18 protein-coding genes, 3 pseudogenes and 1 riboswitch are annotated in these 20,918 nt (G+C 61.2%); of the genes and pseudogenes, 11 read left to right on the plus strand and 10 right to left on the minus strand.

The window, feature by feature from the left end; genetic code table 11:
- Positions 1–170 precede the first annotated feature (170 nt).
- Positions 171–383: pseudogene (locus tag QOC89_RS27990) on the minus strand (hypothetical protein); the annotation flags it as partial.
- Between QOC89_RS27990 and QOC89_RS27995 the strand changes: the two are divergent.
- The 5 genes and pseudogenes from QOC89_RS27995 to QOC89_RS28015 all read left to right on the plus strand — a co-directional run.
- Positions 366–947, plus strand: a pseudogene (locus QOC89_RS27995) (5-methyltetrahydropteroyltriglutamate--homocysteine S-methyltransferase); the annotation flags it as partial. The pseudogenes QOC89_RS27990 and QOC89_RS27995 sit on opposite strands and share 18 nt — an antisense overlap.
- A 54-nt stretch (positions 948–1,001) precedes the next feature.
- A riboswitch (cobalamin riboswitch) is annotated at positions 1,002–1,200 on the plus strand.
- A 146-nt stretch (positions 1,201–1,346) separates the two neighbouring features.
- Positions 1,347–3,266: a TonB-dependent receptor domain-containing protein gene (locus tag QOC89_RS28000; RefSeq protein ID WP_416340488.1), complete on the plus strand. Its 1,920-nt coding sequence runs from the start codon at positions 1,347–1,349 to the stop codon at positions 3,264–3,266.
- Positions 3,267–3,454: 188 nt separating this feature from the next.
- A complete protein-coding gene (locus QOC89_RS28005; RefSeq protein WP_323048002.1) occupies positions 3,455–3,901 on the plus strand; it encodes an SRPBCC family protein in 447 nt (148 codons plus the stop codon).
- Between the two features lie 34 nt (positions 3,902–3,935).
- Positions 3,936–4,175, plus strand: coding sequence for a hypothetical protein (locus QOC89_RS28010; RefSeq protein WP_323048003.1), 240 nt, complete (start codon positions 3,936–3,938; stop codon positions 4,173–4,175).
- A gap of 45 nt (positions 4,176–4,220) precedes the next feature.
- Positions 4,221–4,868 carry an MFS transporter gene (locus tag QOC89_RS28015; RefSeq protein WP_416340489.1) on the plus strand — a complete coding sequence of 216 codons (648 nt, stop codon included), beginning with the start codon at positions 4,221–4,223 and terminating at the stop codon, positions 4,866–4,868.
- A gap of 34 nt (positions 4,869–4,902) precedes the next feature.
- On the opposite strand, the gene QOC89_RS28020 is transcribed toward QOC89_RS28015, so the two are convergent.
- The 4 genes and pseudogenes from QOC89_RS28020 to QOC89_RS28035 all read right to left on the minus strand — a co-directional run.
- Positions 4,903–5,145, minus strand: coding sequence for a hypothetical protein (locus QOC89_RS28020; protein WP_323048004.1), 243 nt, complete (start codon positions 5,143–5,145; stop codon positions 4,903–4,905).
- A 482-nt stretch (positions 5,146–5,627) separates the two neighbouring features.
- Positions 5,628–6,803 (minus strand): porin, encoded by a 1,176-nt coding sequence (locus QOC89_RS28025; protein WP_323048034.1) that lies wholly within the window; start codon positions 6,801–6,803, stop codon positions 5,628–5,630.
- An 851-nt stretch (positions 6,804–7,654) separates the two neighbouring features.
- Positions 7,655–8,824: an acetylornithine deacetylase gene (argE, locus tag QOC89_RS28030; protein WP_323048005.1), complete on the minus strand. Its 1,170-nt coding sequence runs from the start codon at positions 8,822–8,824 to the stop codon at positions 7,655–7,657.
- Positions 8,825–8,916: 92 nt separating this feature from the next.
- A pseudogene (locus QOC89_RS28035) lies at positions 8,917–9,273 on the minus strand (FAD-dependent oxidoreductase); the annotation flags it as partial.
- Between QOC89_RS28035 and QOC89_RS28040 the strand changes: the two are divergent.
- Entirely contained in the window at positions 9,229–9,495 is a 267-nt protein-coding gene (locus QOC89_RS28040) for a Tar ligand binding domain-containing protein (RefSeq protein WP_323048006.1), read from the plus strand. The pseudogene QOC89_RS28035 and the gene QOC89_RS28040 overlap by 45 nt on opposite strands.
- Here the strand turns inward: QOC89_RS28040 and QOC89_RS28045 are convergent.
- The 4 genes from QOC89_RS28045 to QOC89_RS28060 form a co-directional block, all read right to left on the minus strand.
- Entirely contained in the window at positions 9,471–10,478 is a 1,008-nt protein-coding gene (locus QOC89_RS28045; protein WP_323048007.1) for a sterol desaturase family protein, read from the minus strand. The genes QOC89_RS28040 and QOC89_RS28045 overlap by 25 nt on opposite strands.
- Positions 10,479–10,545: 67 nt before the next feature.
- On the minus strand, positions 10,546–11,496 hold the full coding sequence (locus tag QOC89_RS28050; RefSeq protein ID WP_323048035.1) for a beta-propeller fold lactonase family protein: 951 nt from the start codon (positions 11,494–11,496) through the stop codon (positions 10,546–10,548).
- 599 nt (positions 11,497–12,095) lie between these two features.
- A complete protein-coding gene (locus QOC89_RS28055) occupies positions 12,096–12,479 on the minus strand; it encodes a nuclear transport factor 2 family protein (protein WP_323048008.1) in 384 nt (127 codons plus the stop codon).
- A 467-nt stretch (positions 12,480–12,946) separates the two neighbouring features.
- Positions 12,947–13,720 carry a helix-turn-helix transcriptional regulator gene (locus QOC89_RS28060; protein ID WP_323048009.1) on the minus strand — a complete coding sequence of 258 codons (774 nt, stop codon included), beginning with the start codon at positions 13,718–13,720 and terminating at the stop codon, positions 12,947–12,949.
- Between the two features lie 321 nt (positions 13,721–14,041).
- Between QOC89_RS28060 and QOC89_RS28065 the strand changes: the two genes are divergently transcribed.
- The 5 genes from QOC89_RS28065 to QOC89_RS28085 all read left to right on the plus strand — a co-directional run bounded on the left by QOC89_RS28065 (position 14,042) and on the right by QOC89_RS28085 (position 19,689).
- Positions 14,042–15,634, plus strand: a complete 1,593-nt coding sequence (locus QOC89_RS28065; protein WP_416340487.1) for an MFS transporter — start codon at positions 14,042–14,044, stop codon at positions 15,632–15,634.
- Between the two features lie 11 nt (positions 15,635–15,645).
- Positions 15,646–16,719, plus strand: a complete 1,074-nt coding sequence (locus QOC89_RS28070; RefSeq protein WP_323048011.1) for an HlyD family secretion protein — start codon at positions 15,646–15,648, stop codon at positions 16,717–16,719.
- Positions 16,716–18,314, plus strand: a complete 1,599-nt coding sequence (locus tag QOC89_RS28075; RefSeq protein ID WP_323048012.1) for an efflux transporter outer membrane subunit — start codon at positions 16,716–16,718, stop codon at positions 18,312–18,314. Before QOC89_RS28070 ends, QOC89_RS28075 begins: the two co-directional genes overlap by 4 nt.
- A gap of 130 nt (positions 18,315–18,444) precedes the next feature.
- Positions 18,445–18,846, plus strand: coding sequence for a RidA family protein (locus QOC89_RS28080; protein WP_323048013.1), 402 nt, complete (start codon positions 18,445–18,447; stop codon positions 18,844–18,846).
- A gap of 75 nt (positions 18,847–18,921) precedes the next feature.
- Positions 18,922–19,689, plus strand: a complete 768-nt coding sequence (locus QOC89_RS28085) for an MBL fold metallo-hydrolase (protein ID WP_323048014.1) — start codon at positions 18,922–18,924, stop codon at positions 19,687–19,689.
- 299 nt (positions 19,690–19,988) lie between these two features.
- Here QOC89_RS28085 and QOC89_RS28090 read toward each other — a convergent pair whose 3' ends face one another.
- Positions 19,989–20,879: an AraC family transcriptional regulator gene (locus QOC89_RS28090; protein WP_323048015.1), complete on the minus strand. Its 891-nt coding sequence runs from the start codon at positions 20,877–20,879 to the stop codon at positions 19,989–19,991.
- Positions 20,880–20,918 lie beyond the last annotated feature (39 nt).

Genomic DNA, 20,918 nt, shown 5'->3' on the forward strand with positions numbered 1-20,918 from the left:
ATATCGCCTGAGCCAGTCTGGGAAATGAAAGGACTTAATCGTTTAGAGCCGGACTTAAACGTTTAAGTTGACGCATTTGACAAGACGAAGCCATCGCTTGTCAATGGGGGCGCACCATGAGATTTGCGGACAGCGGGCGAGGTTCGGCCCAGCCTCCATGCGCGCAGAAGCTACGTTTCGACCAGGACTTCCGCCGGCTTGCGCGCCAGATCGACGAACGCCTTCAGGTAGTCAATTTCGGTGTCCGTCTCGCGCGCGCCCAAAAAAATCTGCTTGGCGATCCCCTTTCGCCCGAGCCGCACCGGAACGATGTTCATCTTGCCGGCATACTCTTCCACCAGCCAGCGCGGCAGCGCGGCGACGCCTCGTTCGTGCGCGACGACCAGCCGCGTTCGGTCTCGTGCTACCAGTTGGCACTGGCGATCCGCGAAGAAGTGCTGGACCTCGAGAAGGCCGGCGTGCGCGTGATCCAGATCGACGAGGCCGCCTTGCGCGAGGGCTTGCCGCTGCGTAAGGCGCAGTGGAAGGAATACCTCGACTGGGCGGTGCAATCTTTCCGCATCACGGCGAACGGTGTGGAAGACGAGACGCAGATCCACACGCATATGCGCTATTCGGAGTTCAACGACATCATCGCGTCGATCGCCGACATGGACGCCGACGTGATCACGATCGAGACCTCGCGCTCGGACATGGAGTTGCTGGACGCGTTCGACACCTTCAACTATCCGAACGAAATCGGCCCGGGCGTGTACGACATCCACTCGCCGAACATCCCCACGCAGGAGCACATCGTGCAACTGATGAAGAAGGCCGCCGAGCGCATTCCGGCGCAGCGCCTGTGGGTGAATCCGGACTGCGGTCTGAAGACGCGGCAGTGGGAAGAAGTCATTCCGGCGCTGACCAACATGGTGGCGGCTGCGAGGACACTGCGCGCTTCCGTCTGAGGCGCGTACGCCGTCGCCAAGGTCTGGATAATTGACGGCAACCATCACGCCCAGCTACCCTTCCGCCTTGATGGTTCCCGTCACTCGGGATCAAAAGGGAACGCAGTACGAGCAGCCATGCTCCGAGTCTGCGGCTGCCCCCGCAACTGTAAGCGGCGAGTCCGTGCCATTCATGACCACTGGAGCCCCGGGAAGGTCGGCACGCGACGTTGACCCGCGAGCCAGGAGACCTGCCATCAAGCCGAGGTCTGCGCAGCCGCACCGGGCGGGGTGTCCCGATGCGCAAGCACCGCCTTTGCGGTGCCCGTTGCAACGACAGCCCACGCCTCAGGATCTTTAATGTCCACTGCAGTTCAAACCGGTTCCCCGCAAGGGACCTTGCGCCGACGCGTCGTCGGCATGTATGGCGTTCTCGCCGTGTTGTCAGTCTGCGCGTCGCAAGCTGCACAGGCCGCGGACGACGCGTCGTTGCCAGCAGCCGCGCAAGCGCCAGCTGAAACCACGCTGCCGAATATCGTCGTCACCGGCGACACGCAACATCTGCCGCAATCGTTCGACCAACGCTACGCCACGACCCAGGTCCTGACACGCGCCGATCTCGAGCGTCTGTCTCCGGCCGACCCGAGTATCACGCAAGCCCTCGCCACGTTGCCTGGCGTCACCGTTTCGCAAAACGGCGGCCCGGGTTCGTTTGCCTCGGTCAGCATCCGGGGTTCATCCGGCAGTCAGGTCGCCGTGTTTATCGACGGCATCCGGGTCGGCTCCGTCACCACCGGCCAGGCCGCGTGGGCGGATCTCCCAACCTCCGCGTTCGACCGTGTCGAAGTCATCTCAGGGCCGGCGGCCGCGTCGTTCGGTGCGGCGGCGATGGGCGGCGTGGTGCAGTTGTTCACCAACCATGCGTCCAATCAGCCGAACCGGACCGCGATCTCCACGGGCGGCGGTTCGAACAAGACCTTCGACACGCAAATCCGGACCTCGGGCACGATTCCTTCTTCGGGTCCGCTCTCGGGATTGTCCGGGCTGACCTACTCGCTCGGCCTGCACGACTACAACACCGCGGGGATCGATGCGACCCAGCCGTATGCGTTGGGTCACGAGGATGGCCGCAACCCGTACCACGCGCAGGACGTGGATGCACGCCTCGGCTATACGCGCGGCAACTGGTCGCTCTCCACGTTCGCCCTGTACCACAAGTCAGATCTCTCATACGACAGTGCCGGTAGCGCCGACCGGCAGCTCGATCATCAGTTGACAACGGGCCTCGCGTTTCACTGGGACATCACGCCGACCAGCCAGTTCGACCAGTCGGTGGGCTATGCCACGGACCGCCAGTTCCTCTACGCCGACGACCCCGCCATTCCGACCGATGAGATCGACTCGACGCGTTTCAGCACGTCGACTTCGTTGACCCATCAGGAAAAGGGGGCGACGCTGTTCGGTCTGCCGCTATCCGGAGAGACGAAGCTCGCCTACGACTTCAGCCGCGAGCAAGCTTTCCTGCCGGTCGATATCCCGCAGGGCGTGCCGACGCGCAACGATTCAGCGGTGTCGCTCCATCAGTCGACCACGCTCGGTGCACTGACCGTGTTCCTTGCGGGCCGTCACGAGATCATTCAGGGACGGCCGGTCAATACCGGCAATGTCGCCGTGGCCTATGCGATCACACCGGTTTATACGGCGCGCGTTTCGTACGGCAATGCATTCCGTCTGCCGACCTTCAACGACCTCTACTACCCGGGCTTTGGGAATCCGAACCTGTTGCCCGAGCGCAGCGACTCGATCGAAGCGGCGCTGGACGCAGCGACTTCGTTCGGCACTTTCACGGCCGCCGTTTATGACACGCGTGTCCATGACCTCATCTCGTACAACTCCGCGACGTTTCTGCCCGTGAATATCGGACGCGCGCACATCCAGGGTATCGATCTGTCGTACAAGGGCACGCTCGGTAAATCGACGCCCGTCAGTCTCGCGATCGGGCTGCTGAATCCGCAGGACGTGACCGACCAGACGTGGCTTAACCGCCGTCCGCGCCAGACGGTCAGTCTGAGCGTCGATCACACGTGGGACGAGTTCCATCTTCACGCGCTCAGCACCGGCGTCTCGCTGCTTTATGGCGGATCAACCTTCGACGATCAGCTCAACTCGATCTATCTGCCGTCGTACACAACGGTTGCTTTGCGTGCTGCTTATAAGGTCAATTCGCATCTCACCGTGTCGGCCAATCTGTCGAATCTGTTCAACCGGCAGTACGTCACTGCATACGGGTACAACACGTTGGGACGTACGGCGTTTGGGAAGCTGACTTATACGTTCTAAGCGGTAAATGGCCCTCCCTCCGGGCGGCCCGAACGGCTGGGAGGGCGCCAGTTCCGGTCCTCACTCTGGACAGATGATCGACCACCGCCTGCTCAGGGTTTTTCCTGATCTCAATCGATGTCGATATCCGGATCATCGAATCGTCGTAGGAGTATGTCCAACTTCTCCAGGTGAAAGGCGAACACACCATGACTACCGGAACCGTCAATCTTCATCGCGTCTTGCGCGCGACGCCCGAACGCATCTATCGGGCCTTCCTCGAACCCGATGCGATAGCGAAGTGGCTGCCGCCCTATGGCTTCACCTGCCAGGTCCATCATCTGGATGCCCGCGTGGGCGGCACTCACAAGATGTCGTTCCGCAATTTCACCACCGGCAACAGCCACTCGTTCGGTGGCGAGTATGTCGAACTGGTGCCGTTCGAGACAATCCGCTACACGGACCGATTCGACGATACCAACCTGCCTGGCGAGATGCAGGTCACCGTTTCATTGCGGAAAGTGGTCTGCGGGACCGAGGTCACCATCACGCAGGCGGGCGTGCCCGAGGTCATTCCTGTGGAGATGTGCTACCTCGGCTGGCAGGAGTCGCTTGCGCAGCTGGCTAAACTGGTCGAGCCGGAGATTCCCGATTGACTGCACGGAGTCGATATTTGACTGGTTCGCGTGCATGACGACCGCCGAAACGGGGTCATGTACGGGTTGCATGTTGAGTGAGCGGGTGGAAAGTCTGCAGATGTCAGCGCCGCGTCAACGAACGACCGGCGCGCGGCTGGCCGGTTCGTTCGAAAGCGGCGCGCTCAAGCCGTTCCCGATCGTCGACGACCACGTTTTCTCGCTCGACAAGGCAGCAGACGCCTATCGGATCGTGTTCAACGGCGCGCAGCATCGCGTGCTGCTCAAGCCATGAACGTCACGCGCTTCGGCCGAGTTCGCAACGATGAGCCTGTTGCCGATGTTCGCGCGAGACCTTGGAATCGACGCGCCTACGGCGGGTCATGTGATCGGCGCCTACGCGCTGGGCGTTGTCGTGGGCGCGCCGGTCATTGCGCTAGTGGCGGCGCCGGTTGCCCGGCGCACCTTATTGACCATCCTGATGGGCATGTTCGCGCTGGCAAACGGGATGAGCGGCCTCGCGCCCACTTACCACTGGATGCTGGTCTTCCGGTTTCTCAGCGGGCTTCCTCACGGCGCCTATTTCGGCGCCGCGGCGCTGATGGCAACACTCGGCATCGGTGCGATCGGATTCGGCGGCATGTTCGCCGTCTATACGTATCTGGCCAACGTTCTCGGCGCGGTAACCGGCGTTTCCGCGCAATCGCTCCGGTCGTGCAAAGCGTACTTGGCCTGGGCTTTACGCGGCCTGGCCATCTCCGCGGGATACGGATGCACGGCGCCCGGGTGGGTCGGGAGTCTTCTCGCAATCGGCGGGCGGGTCACTCACATCTGTATTACGACTGCGATGATGACGGAGATGGCGAGGACCCCCAACTCGATGGCGGTGAAGCGGGGGTATCTCATGTTCATCATCATCCTCGTGCTCCGCAACAGGAATTTCATCAGGTACCGTCCTCTATCGTCACCGTGTGGTCTGCCGCATTGATGTACTCCCCTATTTCAGGGCATTCATGCGGAACTCAGTCTTTCTGAGGAGATGAACGGCCTGATCTCGTTGCAGTCGTCATTGGCCACTGGCAGACCGCAAATCCGCTGCATTCCGCGGTCATGTCGGCGAAGCACTCCGCGCAGCAGACGGCGGTCATCTTCGGCCAAAGGCTTACCTGCTTCCGAACGCCCTCCTTCAACTCGCCGCATTCATTGCAGCGATCCAGCACACGGACCTGCAGCGGTCGCTTGTGCCACTTTTCGAGTGCGTTCATGTCAGCAGCCCTCGTGTTGATCAGCAAAGTCGACGGCGATGATGTTCGCGCCCGTCCTCCGCGGTTCTGCGAGCCTCGTATTGTCTCGGCCCGGCTCGAGCAAATCTCTTGAGTTCGTTCTCATCGTGACTCTCCATGGAAATGGATACAGATGCTGCCGGGTTCAACGGCCCGGTAATACACGTTCTTATTCAACCAGCGGACGAACGTGTACTCGCCGAATGCGTTGCTACCGATATAAACCCGGTTATGCAGAGCGTTTGACATGGCCGAGATTCAAACGAAATCGCCAGGTCGATGGAATCAAGATAGACGGATGGTTCTCGGAAAACTATTCTACGAACGGTTGCCGCGGCCCTACGTGGACATAGTCCGCCTATACGAACGGATACCTCAAGGGGTGAGGAGGTCCGCGCAGCAAGCGTCGGCGCTGGGGCGAGCCCTGCTTTTCAGGCGCGACGACGGGCATTGCGCCCGCAATGTCAGAATCGGTGCCGCATCCCCACGACGAGCAACAACTGCCGATTGTTGGCGGACGGCGGCACGTTGAACATCGACGCGTTAAATAGCGGCATGCCACCGCCCCCGGTGACGACCTGGTAGAGGCTTTCCAGATAGACGTCGGTGCGTCGGCTAAAGGAATAGTCGGCCTGAGCGATGGCCTCGTGCCATTTTGGATCGAGATGCACGGTTCCTGAGTCGAAATGTCCATCGGTCAGCGTGTACGACGCACCAAGGCTCAACGCATGCGTGACAAAGTACCGGCCATTGATTTCGAAGTTGTCGAACCGGAGATTGTTGCCATTGCCACTGGGAAACGCAGCACCTTCGCCGTACGCGCTGGTGACATTATTAAAGGCCGAATGCGTCCATACGAAGCCCACAGACGAGGCCCCAAAACTGTACTTTCCTCCGACTCCCCAGATCTGTTCCCGACCGCCGTTAATCACGGAATCGTCGCTACTCTCGGCGCCGTTCGTGTTCACGTCGGTAGAACTGGCAGAGCGATCGACCTGCTCAAAGGCGGCCGCCAACGACACCGGGCCATTCGCGTACCGGGTACCAAAGCTATACACCCGATTGTTGGAAAATTGGCCTGCCTCATTCGAGAAGCCGTACATACCTCCCGCCTGAAAACCGTTGTAAGTGACGCTGTCGAATCGTATCGAGTTGTTGACGCTCTGATGCCGGATCATGTCGTCGTTATCGAACGGATGATCAGCAAGATTCCCGCCCCATCCAATACCTTCGGCGCTCAGCGGCGACACCCATTCGGACATGAAAGCGTAGCGCCGCCCGAGGGTGACAGTCCCATACCGTGTCGAACGCAAGCCGACATAGGCCTGCCGCCCGAAGATGTCGCCCGTATTGCTGAGCTTGCCATTGGCGCTGGAGAAGCCGTCCTCGAGATCGAAAATAGCGGCAAGGCCATCGCCAAGGTCCTCCGTTCCCCGAAAGCCAAATCGCGACCCACTGATGCCACCGCTGTTCATCTCGACACCGCTGTGGCCCACGCCAGGTTTCCCCGTACCCTCGTTGTTCCCATAAATCACCGCGGTATCGATGATGCCGTAAAGCGTCACGCTGCTTTGTGCATAGCTGGTTCCCGCCCAGAGAAGTAGAACAGCCGCCGAAAAAGCCGAGTTCATCATTTGCACTTTCAAGATTCGTAGTTCAATGCATCGACAATCATCGCTATATATTGATTGATATAACGATAACAACAAAAAAAGGCGCTTGCCGCTGGTGCGCCCTGAGGGGATTTGGCCCGTCCAAATCGTAGCTGATGTGTTGATTTGAACGGGGTCACAATTCGCCGCCAATGCCGGGATCACAGTGCGACCCTTTGCATACAATTAGCGCCGGCCAACCCTGTCAGGGACCTTTCTCTTTCTGCATCGCCGACACTACAACGTCGGGCCTGCATAGATTCGTAAGCCACTGCCCTGGCGTGGCGATACTTCCGGTTGGCCAGTCCTCAATGCAAGACGAACGGCGGCTAGCGCACCCAACGCGGAATCAATCGCTGGGGGTGGCTTGAAACGCTGTACGTTTGGCATGCTTCGAGGCATCCACGCGCTTGAATGAGCGTCGTCGGTCTCACATACTGACCTCAAGGAAACGCCGTCGGATCGCCATCTACGATCAGGAAATATCGTGTAGTGCCAGAAGAGCTTCTGCGTGCACACCGGCAAAGCTTTCCGTTAACTGGCGAGATCTTAAATAGCCTTCAACCGAATCGGATGTACGTATGCTTTTCGCTCTCCTGTTAGAACGCCTCGACCAGTGGCTGCAAAATGCCCAGTCGACCCGCTGTGTTGAACGCCTCGCAGCTTCGAAGGATATTGCCGAGCTTGAGCGTCGGATGAAAGAGTGTGACGACTAGCCCGCGCCAACCCCGGTCGCGAGCGATTGGCGATGGCGGCGCATACCGCTCTGCCCTGATCGGGCAGGATCACCGAAGCATCAGGTCCAGAACAGACGTGATGCCCGGCGTCCCGTTTTCGAACTAGCCTCGGAGATGATTCGCCAGGCTCTCCATCATCGCGTCGCAACGGCTCAGTTGCTCCACCGTCACGAATTCATCCGGCTTGTGGCCTTGATCCATGCTACCTGGTCCGCACACGACTGCGGGAATACCTGCCGCGTCGTACAGGCCACCTTCCGTGCCGAAAGCAACGGTGCCAAACAGACGTGTGTCCGCCGCGACGCCGCTTAGTGCCGCGATCAGTCGGGCGCCATCGCTCTGCGGGTCCGTCGCGAGTCCCGGATAGGCGTTGAGGGTCTCGAAGCGAATCTCGGTGTCCGGCTGTACCGCGCGCATTTTCGGCAGCAGCGTCTCCCTCGCGTACGCTTCGAGCCGCGTTGCAACACTGCCGATGTCGAACCCAGGCACCCCGCGCACCTCAAAATCGAAATCGCATTCGGACGGGACGATGTTCAGCGCCCGGCCACCGCGGATCACCCCTGCCTGCAGAGTCGAGAATGGCGGGTCGAACCGGGTATCGTGATGCTCCGGCTGCGCAAGCGCTTCTCCGATTTCGTCGAGCTTTCCTATCAGGCGCGCTGCGTAGTGAATGGCGTTGACGCCATACGGTGCATACGCGGAATGACAGGCCGAGCCCTTTACGCAACACCGCACCGCCATCTTTCCTTTATGACCGAGCACCGGCTGCATCCCGGTGGGCTCGCCGATCACGCAGACGCGCGGCCGGAAACCCCTCTTTCGCAGCTCCGTCAGGAGCGGCCGCACGCCGACGCAGCCGATCTCCTCATCGTAGGAGAAGGCAAGATGGACCGGCGCCGACAGCGGACGTTCAAGAAACGACGGCACGGCAGCGAGCACCGAAGCAAGGTAGCCCTTCATGTCGGCCGTGCCGCGTCCATAAAGCCGGCCGTCCTTTTCGGTGACTTCAAAAGGCGCAACTGTCCAGTCCTGACCGTCCACCGGCACGACATCGGTGTGTCCCGAGAGCACGATTCCGCCGTCCGTCGCGGGCCCGATGGTCGCGAAGAGATTGGCCTTCGTTCGCTCTTCGTTATAAAAAAGCTCGCTCGCTACACCCAGATCGGCGAGGTAGCCCCGGATAAATTCGATAAGCTCAAGATTCGAGTCGCGGCTGACGGTCGGAAATCCAACCAGCTTGGCAAGCATTTCCTTGCTCGACGGCTTGTTCATCGTGTGACCTGACAAAGTGGGGTATGACGCATTGACTTCCGATGCGCCGAAAAAGGAAGAGCGTGTAACCGGCGCACGCCGCAACGCACCTCTTAGCGCTTCTCATACGCAACGTAGTTGCGCTGAATGGCGATGTGATCGGCAATGTATTTTGCATCATGCCAGCATCCGTAGATGAAAGACGATGCGCGATTGGTCAGCTCGGGAAGCCCCAGAAAATAGATGCCCGTTTCCGCCGAGATGCCGCGCTTATGAAATGGCATGCCGTTCTCGTCGAAAGCGCCGACCTCCAGCCAGCTGAAATCGAACTTGAACCCCGTGGCCCACAGAATCGTCTTGATGCCCGCTTTCGCCAGATCGAGTTGGAGGATCGGCTGCGTCAGGCAGGCGGGCGCGTCGAGTAGTTGCCACGCCTCGGGTTCCGGCGGCAGGTCGAGGCCGTTTCGTTCCCTCAGCCCGATCGCCCGGACGTTCCGAGCCTCGAAGCGCATGCGCGAGAGCAATTCGCGATCGGCGACAAGGCCTGGCAGACGTACCGTGGGCTGCACGCTGAAGCGCAAGAGGAGCGGCTGGCCGAAGAGGTCGAAGCCAAGCGGGCCAGCGTTCGCTGGGGCTGCTGCAATGAAGAAGCGCAGCCTCAACTCACTCACTGCACAGCATCACCCGCGTAATCCCTCTGCCCGCGCAGACGCTTCACAATCCGGCCAAACGCGAGCCACTGCTGCGCGATCAATCCGTCGCCATACGAGCGGCCTGAGCCTTGCGGCGCGGGTAGCTGGTCGCGAATGCCGGTCTCCTCGACGGTGGGGTTCCATGAAGCGGTGCGGAACATCATGTCCCACCATGGAAACAGCACGCCGAAATTGCAGCCGTAAGCCGTGCCTTCGTGGCCGTAGCCTACCGCGTGGTGGCGGCGGTGAAAGATCGGACTGACGACGATGCGCTCGAGCAGCCAGCCATACGGCAGGCGTGCATTGACGTGCTGAATGCTCTGCATCAAATTGCTGACCGCGACCAGCACCACGAACTGGCTCGGTTGCACGCCGATAAACAGCGAGATCGCCGCGAAGAACGCCGCCTGGATCATGTCGTCGAGAAAGTGGTTGCGGTCATCGGCCCACAGCGACATCTGCTGCTGGCTGTGATGCACCGCATGCAGTTCCCACCACACGCCGAAACGATGCTGCCAGCGGTGATACCAGTAGCCGGCAAAATCGAGCGCGATCAGGTAGATCAGGAACGACACGACCGGCTGATCCGTCACGCCTGGCCAGAGGCTGTCGACATCGATGTTCGGTATGCCGTAGATCGATATCAGGCTCTGCCAGTGAAAGAACAGCGGTTGCAACAGGAAGAAGAACGCCATGTTGATGATGCCGAGCTTGGCGATCCATGTGTAGATCACGTCCGCGCGCAGTGCCTTGCGATCCTGCCACTGCTCGATGGGACGCAGCGCTTCAAGCGGCCGTAACGCGACATACATCACGACGATTTCCAGCACGCCGATGATCACCCAGTACAGTGCGTCATAGGTGTCTTCGTCGTAACCCATCAAGCCGAAGCGATAAAAGAGTGGCTGCACCACGTCGACATATAGCTGCGTCTGCAGCACGGACACCATATTGTCGAGTTGGGCGACGATTTCGTGAAACATCAAAAGCCTCGTGTTTTACCAGTTCTTAAGGTGCGAGTGCGCGGCCGGTTGAAAGGACTTGCGCGGCCTAGTCCGGATTAGGCGACACGACCGGCGCACGGTTGTCGAAAAAGATGCCGTGCGGCGAGCGGCCCACCGCAATAGTGTCAACCAGCTTGCGGGTAGTCATATCGATGACGCCCACATGCCTCGCGAAGCGGAATCCCACCCATAGATAGCGCTTGTCAGGGGTTAGTTCCATATCGTCGGGGCCGGCCATCAAGCCGGTGATATCGCCGGCATTCGTGAGCGTGGTGTAGTCGATCACGCTAATGGTGCTGTCGACGCGATTGGAGACCACGACATGCTTGCCGTCGTCGAGGTTGCGGAAGTTGTGGGCACCACGGCCCGTATGGATCTTCTTGACGATCTGCTGCTTGTGCCAATCCACCACGGTCACGTCGTCTTCGCCGGTCATGCCGACCAGCAGATAGTGTTCGCCAGGAACCATCCACAAACCCGCGGGCTGATTGCCCACGTGCATTTTCCACAGCACTGTCTGGGTCGGCAGGTCAATCGCCGCGAGTTCTCCGGAATCCTGCAGCGTGACGAAAACGGTGCGGTTGTCGGAAGAGAACGTCATGTGGCTAGGCGTCTTCGACAGTTCGATATGCTTGGCCAGCGCCATGGTGGTGCCGTCGTAGTGATAGATGTCGACGCGGTCCATACGCAGCGCAGCCGTGACGAACCATTTGTGATCCGGAGAGAAGCCGAGTTGGTACGGGTCTTCAATGCCCTCCACGGTGCGTTGCAACTTACCGCTGTGCGGGTCGACGAACATCAGATTGTTCGACACCGAATCAGCAACGATCAGAGAGCGCCCGTCCGGCGTGATCATCAGATGGTGGGGTTCCTTGCCGGTCGGCTCCGTGCCGACGACTTTGTGCGTGGCCTCGTCGATCAGCGTCAGTTGCGCTTCACCGGAATCGAGCACGATCACGCTATCAGCGGCATTCGCGCAATTCGTCACGGCCAGCATGCCGCACAGCGATGCGGCGAGCGCTCCGATCCTTGTAATGGAAACGATAGAAAATGGCATGTGGATCGTATTCACGCGGAAAAATACAGGGGGTTGAATGTAAGAGGAATGTCGGACGTTCGTCCTTCGCGCTCGACACTGTCACCCTTCTAACGTTTGGATCGCCGCCACCGATGACATGTCAGGCGGGGCCAGATGCACAAATCCGAGGGCAACCAGGCAATCGAACATGCATGGTAGCGCCGCGGAATTACAATTTCCGAAGACTGACGTGACATCGTGTGCGCGCTTCAGGCACGAGATTGGAGCGGGTCTCATGTACCTGGCGAAAACGCGTAATGCCTGCTGTCGTGAACACCCCGCTGGACGCCCGGCGGATGCGTGAAACCGGCCATGAAGCGCGGTCCCGATGTCGGATTGAAAGGCTGACACTCCGCATCAATCCATCGCCAGGTATGTAATGCGACACATAGCCGCAGCGAGGTCGCGCGTGACTATTTCGTGTGGGTTGGGTGGTCTTCGAGCGCAGCGGCCGCCGCCGTCGTGAACGGGCAGCATAAGCAAAACCGTCGCGAACCTGATCTCGCCGCAACGCGACGTCACCCGATCGGCTGAACCCATTGACTGCGCCAGGCCGGTGCTTCAAACGGCTCGGAAAAATACTGGGTCTCGTGAACGACCTTGCCGTTGCGGAATTCCATAATGCTGACCGTGTAAGCCGCTTGCCCCGTATAGACGATGCTGTATTCCGTGATCCAGAGATTGCCCTCCCCTTGAATCCGCCTGACATCGAACCCTGACGGCTTAGCGGGATGATGGCCTCGCAGTGCCTGCAAATCAATTCGCCCAACGATCCGTTCGCGTGATTGCGGATAGTCACAGATGACATCGTCGTCGTAAATATCGTGTTCCGCGTCGAGATCGCCGGCCGCCGACGCATGCCAGTGCGCATTCAGCGCTTCACGTATTTGTTCTTCCTGCATGGCGTGCCTCCCGATACGGTTCGCATCAATCTATCGTGTACTTTGCAGACTACCCCCCAGCTGACGGTTTTGACGACTTCGTTGAAGCAGCATGGGTAGTGGTAGCTCAATGGTGACTTCGTGAGTCGGCCACGCTTTAAAGTAGTAAAACTAGCGTAATCCACGCTATTCGCGAGTGCCGAATGAATATCGGACAAAAGGCAGGCGCATTCAGATCGCGTGGCGCGAACAATACGCGATCGCTGGGTAGTGGATGACTGCGCGGATTCGACCGTTCACGCTCGACATACCGAACGAGGTCGCCCTGCTCTATCCGCAGTACCAGGCCCAGACGCGCCTCGTCACCGCGTTTTCGGAAATCGCACGGCCGGTCATCCGTAATGAGATGGCATTGCTAAGGAAAGCGGTCTCCTGGCAACGGGCATTCACGGAAGAGAATGGGCGGGTGACGCGCATTCCATGGTCAGCTATCGCGCGTTCAGGTAGGCGGTTGGCGCGATGCCGAGCGTCCGCCGGAACATCGCGGAGTAGGCGCTGGGACTGTCATAGCCATGCTCCAGCGCGACCTGCAACACCGACACGCCCGCGGCGAGACGCGGCAGGCTTAGCAACAGGCGCATGCGGCGCAGCCACTGCCCGAAGCTCATGCCGAGTTCGCGATGGAACAGGCGCGCGAGCGTTCGCTCGCTGACGTTGATCCCGGCGGCAAGATCCGCGAGTGTCACCGCCGCGGAAGGGCTTGCGACCAGCTGCTCGCACAGAAGCATGAGCCGCGCGTCTTGCGGCATAGGCACATGCAACTGCAGCCGTGGGGCGGTCTCGAGCTCGTCGAGAATCAGCTCCATGACGCGGTGATCCCTGCCGCCGAACGCGTAGTCCAGCGGTATGCGCGTCGCGACGACGATTGCCTCGCGCAGAAACGGCGATACTTCAATGACCTCACAGCCGCCCGGCAGGCTCGTGCGGGCGTCAGGGGCCACATAGACGGTGCGCATGCCGACGCCGCCGAAGAAACGCACGGCATGGTCGGACCCGGCCGGCATCCACACGGCGCGGCCCGCCGGCACGATCCAACTCCCGTGTTCGCTCATGACCGTCATCACGCCGGTCAGCGCATGAATCAGCTGCGCACGCAGGTGGCGGTGCGGAGCGATGTAAAAGCCATGCGGATAATCGCTTGCCAGGGCCGCGATCGCGCGGGGCGAGCGGTGGCAATCCTCGATGGTGCGAAAACTGTCCATAGTGCGACGAATGCAGCTATTCCGAAGTCGGAAGACTGAGTAAAAAATGGTTAAAGGGTTGTCCGTCTTGCGACGAACGTTGGCATTTTTGAACGAGATGGCCGAGGTTGGAGTTGCTAAAGTAAGGGTAATCCACTACACACCCTGAGTATAAGCCGTGCCGAGTTCGCGTCGAAATCTGTTCGCCACTATCTGGTCCCTGTTTAAGCCTATCTGTGGCGGCGTCGGGCTCACGGCAGTATTCGGCCTCACCCACGATTCTGTGGCGGCGGGCCAAGGCGTGACGGCCAGGGCTTCGTTCGCGCTTGCCGCCCCCTCAGTATGACGCCCGCCGAAGTTTTGGCACCCGCGCCGAGCCAGCGGGCGCCGGTGGCGCCTGCTCCGCTCGCGCCGCCCGCGCCACCCGCTTTCGGGCTTCGGATTGCGATCGGACTGGTGGGCATGCTGCTCACTTCGCTCGCGGCCGGGCTGAACGAGCATGTCACCGAAGTGGCGATGATCGACGTGCGCGGCGCACTCTCGATCGGCCACGACGAGGGAACCTGGCTGACCGCGCTCTTTGAGGCCACCAACGTCTCGGCCATGGCGTTCGCGCCCTGGTGCTCGATCACCTTTTCGCTGCGGCGTTTCACTATCGGCGCAACGCTGACGTTCGCGCTGCTGGGCCTGCTTTGCCCGTTCGCGCCCAATGTCGAGACGCTCGCTGTCCTGAGGGCGCTGCAGGGGCTGGCCGGGGGCTGCCTGCCGCCCATGCTGATGACCGCGGCGCTGCGCTACCTGCCGCCCAACATCAAGCTTTATGGACTCGCCGGCTACGCGCTCACCGCTACGTTCGGACCCAACCTGGGGACGCCTCTGGCCGCTTTCTGGACCGAATACGTCAATTGGCGCATGGTGTTCTGGCAGGTGGTGCCCCTTGGCCTCGTCAGCAGCGCGGCGATCGCGTATGGCCTGCCGCAGGATTCGCTAAGGCTGGAACGCCTGCGCTCGTTCAACTGGATTGGCTTGCTCACCGGCTTTCCCGCCATCTCGATGCTGGTGATCGGGCTGTACCAGGGCGACCGGCTGGATTGGCTGAACTCGCCGCTGATCTGCGTCATGCTCGGTGGAGGAGGCCTGCTGTTTTGCTTGTTCCTGTTGAACGAGTGGTCGCACCCGCTGCCTTTCTTCAAGCTGCGGATGTTGGCCCAACGCAATTTCACGCATTCGCTGGTCACGCTTGCCGGCGTGCTGGTGGTGCTCCTGGGCGTGGCCGTCATTCCCAGCGACTATCTCGCCGAGGTGCGCGGCTATCGGCCGCTGCAGACCGCGCCGCTGGCGCTGGTGGTGGCGCTGCCTCAACTCATCGCGTTACCTGTTACGGCTGCGATCCTCAACCTCGAACGCGTCGATTGCCGCTGGGTGCTGGGGCTTGGTCTCGCCCTGATGGCGACCTCTTGCGTGCTCGGCAGCTTCATGACCTCGGACTGGGTGCGCGAGAACTTCTACTTGCTCCAGGCGCTTCTGACGGCCGGCGAGCCGATGGCCGTGATCCCGCTGCTGATGGAAGTGACAACCGGCCTGTCGCCAACCGAGGGCCCATTCGCCTCGGCCATGTTCAACATGGTGAAGGGCTTCGCCGCGGCGGTCGGCACCGCCCTGGTGGAAGGGCTGGGTACCGCGCGCGAGCACTACCATTCCGTGATGCTCGTCGACCGGCTGGGCGGCGAGCCGTTGGTCGCCGGGCAAGACGCCGCCCGCACGGGGACGTTGGGCGATCTGGCCGGGCGGATTCACGCGCAGGCGGTCGTGCTCACGTCGGCCGACCTCTATCTCGTCATGGCGGCCATTGCCGTCGCACTTGTGCTGCTCGTTCCCATCGTGCCTGTGCGCGTTCGTCCGCCCCGCGCAGCCACGCAGACCACTTCCCGCTGAACGCATCGAACATGTCATTACCAAGTCAACCATCCCGAAAGACGATCTTGCTGGGGGGCTTCGCCCTGCTATTGGTCGGTTGCGGCTGGGGTGGCACCAAGCTGGTCTCCACACCCGACGCCGAAACAACGAACGACGCCTACGTCAGCGCCGATTACACGCTCGTCGCGCCACGCGTGGCCGGCCAGATTGCCGAAGTGCTGGTCGATGACAATCAGGTGGTGAAGGCGGGCCAGCTGCTCGCCCGCATCGATGACCGGGATTATCGCGCCGCGCTTGCCAGCGCTGAGGGGGACCTGAAAGTAGCGACGGCCGCTGTGGGTGATTTCGAAGCGCAGATTGCGCAACATCCCGCGCTCGTCGCACAGGCGCAAGCAACCTTACGCTCCGACGAGGCCGCCATCGCCTTCGCGAGCGCCAATGCCACGCGCTACCGCGATCTCTCAGCGGGCGGTGCCGGCACGATGGAGGAGCAACAGCACGCGGTGACCGCGCTCGACCAGCAGCAAGCCGGCCGGGACCGCGACCGCGCTGCGCTGCTTGCCGCGCAGCAGCAGCTCGACATCCTGCAGGCGGGGCGCGACAAGGCGCTCGGTGCGTTGGCACGCGCGCAGGCCGCGCTCGATCAGGCGAAGCTCAACCTCTCCTATACGGAAATCCGCGCGCCGATCGACGGTATGGTCGGCCAGCGCTCGGTCCGTGTGGGCGCATTCGTTGGCGCGGGTACCCCATTGCTGGCAGTGGTGCCGTTGTCGCAGGCCTATGTCATTGCTAATTTTCAGGAGAATCAGCTTGCCCGTATGCGCCAGCATCAGCCGGCGCGCATCACCGTGGACAGCTTTCCGGGCCTGGTCCTGAAGGGCCATGTCGACAGCCTTGCGCCGGCGACGGGCGTCGCGTTCGCGCCAATTGCGCCCGACAACGCCACAGGCAACTTCACCAAGATCGTCCAACGCCTGCCGGTCAAGATCGTCATCGATCCAGGACAACCCGAGGCGGCGCGATTGCGCGTGGGTCTTTCCGTCGAACCGACTGTCAATGTCGCCGCACGCGAAACACCGGTCGAAGGGACGGGGAAAAATTGACGGCGCGCACTCTTTCCATTCGGGCTCCTCTGCTCGCCCTTCTGTCGGGTGCCGTGCTTGCCGGCTGCACGGTCGGACCGAATTTCCAGCGGCCCAAGGTTACGGCGCCGACTGATTTCACCCGCGCCGACCACGCCCAGGCGCCGAGCCGGCCCGTGGAAGCAACGCTCGCACCCGAGTGGTGGTCCTTGTTGGGCGACCCTGAACTGGTCGCGTTGGAGTCGCGCCTCGCCACGGACAATTTCGACGTGCAGGCCGCCTCGGCGCGACTCCTGCAAAGCCGCGCCGGGTTGCGCGTCGCCGGTGCGGAGCAGTTTCCGACGATAGGCGGTGCGGCGTCCTACAATCGCGAGCAGGCGAGCCCGAACGGCATTGTTTCGTTGCTCGGCGTCAATCCTGCCGGAGCACAGCCCGAATCCGCGAGTGGCGACTCCGCATTCGGTGTCGCGAGCTTGCCGGGCACGAGCGGATCGCCGCCCTACAACCTGTGGCAGTACGGCTTCGACGCGTCCTGGGAGTTGGACCTGTGGGGTCATGCCCGGCGCGGCGTGGAAGCAGCCGACGCGGCCATGCAGGCATCGGTTGAGGACCGCCGCGCTACCCTGCTTTCCGCGCAGGCCGAGCTCGCCCGCGACTATATCGAGTTGCGCGCCACCCAGACCCTGCTTGGCATCACGAACAAGAACCTCGCGCTAGCCCGCGACACGGTCAAGCTGACCCGCCTGCGGCTGACCGAGGGCGTCACGACCAACCTCGACGTCGCCAACGCAGCGGCGCAGGTTGCGTCGATCGAAGCGCGGCTGCCGCCGCTGCAAACGCGCCGCGATGCGCTGATCAACGCTTTAAGCTTTCTGCTCGGCGAAGAACCCGGTGCGCTCGGCCAGACGTTGGCGGACGCGCGCGACATTCCGTCCCTGCCGGTCCGCGCACCGATCGGCTTTCCGTCGGAACTCGCACGACGGCGGCCAGACATCCGGCGGGCGGAAGCCCAACTGCACGCCGCGACGGCAGAGATAGGCGTCGCGCAAGCTGATTTCTATCCTCAGATCTCGCTCACGGGCAGCCTCGGCTCTCAGTCGCTCCAGCTTTCCAGCCTGGGTGACTGGGCGTCACATCAGTTCGTTCTCGGTCCTTCCATCTCGTTGCCCATTTTCCAGGGCGGCAGACTCAAGGGCACGCTCGAACTGCGCAAGGCTCAGCAACAGGAAGCGGCGATCGTCTTCCAGCGGACGGTATTGCAGGCCTGGCATGAAGTGGATGACGCGCTGTCGGCCTACGATGGCGAGCAGCTTCGACGCGACCGGCTGCAGGAGGTGGTGCGGCAGGATCAGATCGCGCTCGCGGTCGCGCAGCAGCGCTATCGCGAAGGTGCGATCGATTTCCTCAACGTGCTCACCGTGCAGCGGGATCTGCTGAACGCCGAAAGCGATCTGGCGCAGAGCCGTGCAATCGCCTCAATCAATTTCGTCTCACTCTATAAGGCCCTCGGCGGTGGCTGGGAGACGGCGTTTCCGGAGGGGCCGCCGGCTGTGGAGCGCGCTGAATCCGTGCCACTGAAAACCGCGCATAGCGCGGCCATTGGATCCGGTTCGTAGATTGATCGTTGTCGAAGGGCCGCCTGGCCGCCAATGTTCGCAAGCTAATCAATTTATGATTGCGTATGCTATGGCGCTGCGAGGCGTGGTTCGCGCACGGCGCTTTTCTTTGCTTATGGAGTCACCGCAGATGGATTCATCGACGAAATTCTGGATGGTTGAGGGTGCGCCTACGCCGGTCGGCCCCTTTTCTCATGCAACCGAGCAGCACGGCTGGATATTTCTCACTGGCCAGATGCCGACATCGCCTGACGATGACAACGCCCCGCTTCCCGAAGGCGTTGCCGCACAGACAACCCGGGTAATGGACAATCTGGTTCTCGTGTTAAAGGGGATCGGACTTGGGCTCGAAGATGTCGTCTCCGTGCGGATCTTTCTGACCGAGTTCAAACGGGATTACGCGACGATGAACGCGGTCTATGCTGCCTATTTTCCGCCGGAGAAATTGCCGGCGCGGACCTGCATCGGCGTGACTGGATTGGCGCGTGACGCGCTCGTCGAAATTGACTTTGTTGCTCATAGGCAGACTTGAGCCGCCGCTTGATATAGGTGTGCCGTTGTTATGCCGATGAATGTCGACCTCTTACCGTGAGCGCCCCACATAACCATGTTACCGATTGCCGACCGATGGTTCGAACTCAAACGCATCAGCGACGACATTACCCTGCTTTGGGAACCCCACGTCGTGCCGCTCATGCGCTGCAATATCTGGCACGTGCGCGGCCGCGACCGGGACCTGATGATCGACACGGGAATGGGTATCGTCAGTCTGCTGGATGCAGCGCGGCACCTGCTGCAAAACGACGTCACCGCCGTTGCCACCCATACGCACTCTGATCATATCGGCGGACATCATGAGTTCGAGCACACGCTGGTTCACGAGTTGGAGGCAGACAACCTGCGCTCGCCGCGTGAGCGAGGCACCCTTCTGGCGTCGGTGTTGGGAGACGCGGCAATTCGCCGGTATCGCGAAGCAGGTTATCCGTTCGACGGCGATCTGATCACGGCCCTTCCCAGCGCCGATTACGCGATGTCCGACTATCGCGTGCGTGCCGCAACGGTCACGGAAATCGTCAATGAAGGGAACATTGTCGATCTCGGCAACCGGCATTTTGAAGTCCTGCATCTACCCGGCCACTCACCGGGCAGCATCGGCCTATGGGAAGCGGCATCCGGCACACTGTTCTCGGGCGATGCGATCTACGACGGCCCGTTGCTGGACGAGATAGGCGGTGCTGATATTCCGGCTTATGTGCGCACAATGAAGCGCTTGCGTGAATTGCCCGTGCAAGTGGTCCACGCCGGACACGACAGCAGCTTCGGGCGCGAACGACTGGTCGAGCTGGTGGATGCCTATCTGGCTAAACGCACCTGATACGCGGCCTCGAAACGGTAGTCTCCGTCGGACACGACAGCTACTGGTCACCACATCCCCGTGCCGGCTGGCGACCGGAACCAAAGGCTCTGTCGCAAGAACTGTGACCAACCAACGTGGACTAGCGTGCTACAGGCGGTCGGTGCTACTTCCGGTCCATTTCGGACGCTCCTTTGTATAGAGGAGTAAGGCATCCAAAACCAATATTTCATTAAGTTGACGGGCGGGTTGCCCGGCGAACGACCGTTATATAAGGGCCGCCTGAACCGGAATAGGACAAACGCATAACGTCGTCCTGCTTACGACGCCCCCTTTCCCAATGCAACCACCTCGCGTCGCGGCGGCGCCCCGAACATGCGCGAGTATTCCCGGCTGAACTGCGATGCGCTTTCATAGCCGACCTGAAACGCGGCAGTCTCCACGTTGGTCGCATCAGCCGTCATCAAACGGCGCGCCTCCAGCAGACGAAGCTGTTTCTGGTATTGCAGCGGCGTCATCGACGTGAGTGCCTTGAACTCCCGATGGAATGCCGAAGGGCTCAATTGGGCAGTGCGCGCCAGATCGTCGATGCGCACAGGTTCTGCGAAGCGCTCACGTAACAGATGGATTGCGCTCATTACACGTTGCGAGTGACCGCCGGACAGCGCCAGCCGCGCGATCTCAGCACCGCCCGGACCGCTCAGAAGCCAGTAGCTGATCTCACGCATGAGCAGCGGATGAATCACCGGAATGGCGTGCGTCGTATCGAGCAGGCGAATCATGCGCAGTGCGCAGTCGGCCAGCGGTCCGTCGAAGTTCGCCACGAAAATCCCCGACCGTGCGCCACCGCTCGAAACAGGCAGCGTATCCAATGATTGCACCACCTCGCGCATGGTCGCCAGATCCAGCTCGATGACAACGCCAAGAAACGGCTTCCCGGGACCGGCCTCGACCACTCGCCCGAACGCCGGCGTCTCGACGCTGACGATCAATGCCTGTCCCGCCCGGTAGTCGAACTGTCTGCTGCCGAACGTCGTGGCTTTCGCGCCCTGCACGACGATACAAAGCGCCGGCTTGTGAATCAGATGATTGGGCCGCGTCTCCTGATTCGAACGGAGAATCGTCAATCCCTCGACCGCTGTGACGTAAGGGCTTTCGCCAGTCTGCGCGTCCGTGTAGTCGGTCACAGCCGCAATCAGCGCATCGAACATATCAAGTCTCATGGCGTGGGTGGTAGTCAGGGACGTTAT

This window comes from Paraburkholderia sp., from assembly GCF_034668105.1.
GTDB lineage: Bacteria > Pseudomonadota > Gammaproteobacteria > Burkholderiales > Burkholderiaceae > Paraburkholderia.